This window comes from Rhodococcus sp. EPR-147 (assembly GCF_001647185.1).
In the GTDB taxonomy this organism is placed as follows: Bacteria; Actinomycetota; Actinomycetes; order Mycobacteriales; family Mycobacteriaceae; genus Rhodococcoides.
Window position 1 is genome coordinate 1 of record NZ_LVCU01000551.1, and the last position, 4,768, is coordinate 4,768.

General features: G+C 66.6%; 4 protein-coding genes. 2 read left to right on the top strand and 2 right to left on the bottom strand.

The window, feature by feature from the left end; translation table 11 throughout:
- Nucleotides 1–116: 116 nt before the first annotated feature.
- Both A2J02_RS24670 and A2J02_RS24675 read left to right on the top strand, forming a co-directional pair.
- Entirely contained in the window at nt 117–779 is a 663-nt protein-coding gene (locus A2J02_RS24670; RefSeq protein WP_068054994.1) for a class II aldolase/adducin family protein, read from the top strand.
- Between the two features lie 3 nt (nt 780–782).
- The gene (locus A2J02_RS24675; RefSeq protein WP_068054997.1) at nt 783–1,982 is read left to right on the top strand and encodes an MFS transporter; all 1,200 of its coding nucleotides are present in this window, start codon (nt 783–785) and stop codon (nt 1,980–1,982) included.
- Between the two features lie 4 nt (nt 1,983–1,986).
- Here A2J02_RS24675 and A2J02_RS24680 read toward each other — a convergent pair whose 3' ends face one another.
- Together A2J02_RS24680 and A2J02_RS24685 are read right to left on the bottom strand one after the other, a co-directional pair.
- Nucleotides 1,987–3,477, bottom strand: coding sequence for an aldehyde dehydrogenase family protein (locus A2J02_RS24680; protein ID WP_068054998.1), 1,491 nt, complete (start codon nt 3,475–3,477; stop codon nt 1,987–1,989).
- On the bottom strand, nt 3,474–4,768 hold a 1,295-nt coding region (locus A2J02_RS24685; protein WP_068054999.1), incomplete at its 5' end, for an AMP-binding protein. The genes A2J02_RS24685 and A2J02_RS24680, both read right to left, overlap by 4 nt.

Below are 4,768 nucleotides of genomic sequence, written 5' to 3' on the forward strand. Positions count from 1 at the left end.
GCTGCCGAACTGGGCAATGCGACCGCCGCGCAGGTGGCGCAGGGCCTCGGAACCGACTTCGGTACCTACGACCTCGAATTCGTTCGGAAGTTCGCACGTACCTGCAGGACCATCTGATGCCGGCCGACGTCGACGAGCTTCGGCAGTCCGTCGCAACGACCGCCCGGCAACTGGGCCGACGGGGCCTGGTTCTCGGTACCGCAGGCAATGTCAGTGCACGCGCGGGTGATGTGGTGGCGGTGACGGCGACCGGGCTGGTGTTGGCGGACGCGACGATCGAGGACGTCACGGTTGTCGGTATGGACGCCGTCGTGCGCGCCGGTGCATGCGAACCGACCTCGGAACTGGGCTTGCACCTGGGCATCTACGCGTCGTCCGAGGTTCGGGCTGTGGTGCATGCGCACTCTTCTGCGGCCGTTTCTGTCTCGATTGTCGCGGACGAACTGCCGCCCGTGCACTACGCACAACTCGCCCTGGGTGGGACCGTCCCGGTGGTGCCGTTCGCGCCGTTCGGTACCACCGAGCTCGCCGACGCGGTGGTGGCGGCGATGCGTTCGAGGTCAGCGGTCATCATGGCCCACCACGGATCGGTGGCCACCGGTCGCGATCTCGATTCGGCACTGTCGAACATCGAACTGCTCGAATGGCTCTGCGGGGTCTATCTTTCCGCTGCCGCAGTGGCGACGCCGCGCACCATGACCGAAGTGCAGCTGGCCGCGACCCTCGACGAGGTGGTCCGCCGTGCCTACGGAACCGCGGCACCCGTGCGAGGGGACTGATCGATGACCACCCGGGTACGCCCGCTCTGGATTGCCGTGTTCTCCGTGGCGTGGCTGGGCTACTGGATGGCCAATCTGGTTCCACTGCAGCTGCTTCTGCCCGAACGTTTGCAAGAGATCGATCCGCAGTCGAAGGTGTTCGACTTCGCGGTGATCAACGCGGTCTCTGCCGTGGTGCTCCTGATCGGTCTACCCGTGTGCGGGTCGCTGTGCGATCGAACTCGCAGCAGGTTGGGGCGACGGCGCGTCTGGTTCGGCGCCGGTGTCCTGTTCTTCGCCGGTGGGTTGGTGGTCACCGGGCTGCAGAGTACCGTCCTCGGAATCGGGACGGCGTGGTCGGTGGCAATGCTCGGATTGAGTGCTGCCACAGCGGGGTTGACGGCCGTGGTGGCCGATCGCGTGCCGGACGAGCAGCGCGGAACGGTGTCGAGTGCGATCTATGCACCGCAGGCGCTGGGCGTGGTGGTGGGCATGGCGCTGGTGTCCACGCTTGCTCTGTCGGTGTTGGGCGGCTACCTCGCCGTGGCGCTCGCCCTGGTGATCTGCTCGGTGCCTTTTCTGCTGACGTATCGCGAAACCGATGCACCGACAGCGCTGTTGAGCCTGCGCAGCATCGTTGCCTCACTTCTCGATTCGTTACGTCACCGCGACTTCGCGTGGGCCTTCGGGGGTCGAATCCTGGTCAACGTGGCCAACTCGCTCGGCACCTGCTACCTGCTGTTCTTCCTCACCGATGGTCTTCGAGTCGCCGATCCGACGGGATCGCTGCTCGAGGTGACCGTCGTCTACCTGATCGCCTGTGTGGTGTGCACGTTCACCTTCGGGCCGTTGTCGGACCGGATGCGTCGCCGAAAGATCTTCGTAGCGGTTGCGGCATCGATGCAGGCCGTCGCCGGCTTCGTCCTGGCGATCCATCCCACGATGGACGCGACGTTCGTCTCGGCGGCGTTGCTGGGCGGCGGATTCGGTGCGTACATGGCCGTCGATCAGGCACTGGTGACCGGGGTCCTTCCGTCCGCCGACAGTCGGGCGACCGATCTCGGCGTGATGAACATCGGTGCGATCGTTCCACCTGCCCTGGCACCGTTGCTCGCGAGCGTGTTCCTCTCCACCGTCGGTGGATACCCGGCACTGTTCACGGCGGTCGGGGTGCTGGCGGCACTCGGGGCGGCGGTGACCTGGCAGGTGAAATCGGTGCGCTGATCTCTCAGCGGCGGTGACGCAGCCCCAGCACACGGTCGATCAGCGGCATGACCCACCGTCGGCGTCGCAGCGTCACCAGCTCGAATCCGGGAATGTCGAACAGCTTCGTGACGCGGCTGTGCGTGCGGCAGAATTCTGCGAACCCTTCGTCGCCGTGTACCCGGCCGAAGCCGCTGGCACCGACGCCGCCCATCGGAACCGATCCCATTCCGGCGAACGCGATCACCGAGTTCACGGTGACCTGACCGCACACCAGCTGCGCCGCAATCTCTTTGCCGTGCGTGCGGGAGAACACCGATGCGCCGAGGGCATACCGATGATCGTTGCTCAGCTCGATCGCCTCCTCGATGCTGTCGACCTCACGGACGGTGACCGTGGGGCCGAACGTTTCCTCGCGAACGGCCGAGCAGCTCTCGGGCGTGTCCACCAACACGGTGGGTCCGACGAATCGGTCGCCGATCGACGACAGTCCGCCGATCAGTGCTCGTCCACCGGCCGCCTCGGCGTCGGCGAGGTGGCGTCGGACGATGTCGATCTGGCCGGGCATCGTCATCGGTCCGTAGGTGGCCGACGCATCGCCACCGGGCGCGATGGCACGGGCATGCTGCACGAGGGCCCCGGTGAATTGTGCTGCGACACTGCGCTCGACGTAGACCCGCTCCACTCCGACGCACGTCTGGCCGCCGTTGGTGAATGCACCCCAGGCCACCGCCTCGGCAGCCGCTGCGATATCGGCGTCGGCTGCAACGATCACCGGATCCTTACCGCCGCATTCGAGAACCACCGGCGTGAGCGTCTCGGCGCACGTGGCCATGATCTTCGATCCGGTTCTCGTCGAACCCGTGAACGCGATCTTGTCCACACCCGAGCGGCACAGTGCGGCACCGGTGTCGCCGTAGCCGGTCACCAGAGACAGAATGCCAAGCGGGAGAGCAGGATTGGCCTCGTAGAAGGCGCGGACGTAGCGGGCCGCCACCGCGGGGGTGTACTCGCTGGGCTTGAACACCACGCAGTTGCCTGCGGCCAGAGCCGAACCGATCGCACTGTTGGGTGCGTAGAGCGGGTAGTTCCACGGGCCGATGACGCCCACCACGCCGAGAGCGACCTTGTCCACGTGTGCGGAGTAGTTCGCCAGCAGCACGCCGGGGTTCACCCTGCGTGATCGCATGAGCCGCGGTGCTTGCTTTTCCGCCCACGCGATGTGTTCGAGGGTCAGGACGATCTCCAGTAGCGCATCGTCGGCCGGTTTGCCGTTCTCGCGGTGGATCAGATCGATGAATTCGGCGCGGTGACTCCAGATCTCGTGTCGCCAGGCCCGCAGGTGCCGGGCGCGAGTGCGCGGCGGTAGTGCCGCCCAGGTGCGCTGCGCCCTCCGCGCGAGGCCGACCGTTCGCGCGACGGACTCCGCCGAATCGATGGTGAACGAGGCGATCGAGCTGTCGTCGATGGGCGAGATCGAATCGAAGGTGGCTCGCGTACGGACCTGGCTGGTCACAGGGAAGCTCCGAGCGCATCCTTCGCAACGTGGGCGTCCCGCAGTTCGCGCTTGAGGATCTTGCCTGCGCCGCTCATGGGCAGTGCCGTGACGAACTCGATGGTGCGCGGGGTCTTGTATCCGGCAACGAGAGTGCGGGTGTGATCGCGGAGCTCCTCGACATCAGTCGAGAACCCCTCGGCCAGAACGACACAGGCGTGAACGCGTTCGCCCCACTCGCCGTCGGGAACACCGATCACGGCGCACGCCAGCACCGAGGGGTGCAGGCTCAGTGCGCTCTCGACCTCGGCGCTGTAGACGTTCTCGCCGCCGGTGATGATCATGTCCTTGAGTCGATCGACGACGAACAGGAATCCGTCGGCGTCGAGGTAGCCGACATCTCCGGTGTGCATCCAACCGTCGCGAACGGCCGCGGCGGTTTCGTCCGGCTTGTTCCAGTAGCCCAGCATCACGTGTCCACCGCGAACGCAGATCTCGCCGACGGACCCGGTGGCCAACTGCTCGTCGTCCGGGCCGAGAATCTGGATCTCCGAGTGCGGGGCCGCGCGACCGGCCGAGCCGATGCGTTCTCCCACATGGTGTTCCGGCCAGAGCAGCGACGCGACCGGCGCGAGCTCGGTCATGCCGTATGCCTGAGTGAGGCGGGCCTGCGGGAGCCGGGCGAGGGTCCGCTCGAGGACGCCCGCGGAGATCGGGGATCCTCCGTACAACACGCGGCTGAGCGAGGAGGTATCGAATTCGCTCAGCGTGGGGTGGTCGACGAGCAGCTGAATCATGGTGGGTACCAGCAGCACATCGGTGACCGAATGCGTCGCGATGGCACCGAGCACGGCAGTCGGCTCGAAGAACGGAACCATGACGTGGGTGCCGCCGAGCATGACCTGACCCACCCATGCGGCCAGATCGGCGAGGTGGAACATCGGCGCGGCATGGAGCAGGATCGACGCGTCGTCGAGCAGCTGTCCGGTCGCCACCGTTCCCAGGCCCGAGGTGACGAGGTTCGCGTGCGAGAGCATGACGCCCTTGGGGAAGCCGGTGGTGCCACCGGTGTAGAACAGGCCGGCGAGGGCGTCGCCGCTGCGGCGCGCGTCGGGAACGGGATCGTGGGAAGAGATGAGGTCCTCGTACGAGACCATGCCCTCGGGGGTGGCCCCGTCCCCGCAGTAGACGATGGTCTGCAGGCCGGCGCATGCGGGGCGCAGTGCCGGGACCATGGCACCGAAGGTGTCGTCGACCAGCAGGACCTTGGTGTCGGAATCGTTGAGTGCGTACGCGACCTCCACGGGCGACC

Coding starts and splice junctions, on each gene's coding strand:
- A2J02_RS24675 (WP_068054997.1), top strand. CDS start 783: ATGACCACCCGGGTACGCCCGCTCTGGATTGCCGTGTTCTCCGTGGCG.
- A2J02_RS24670 (WP_068054994.1), top strand. CDS start 117: ATGCCGGCCGACGTCGACGAGCTTCGGCAGTCCGTCGCAACGACCGCC.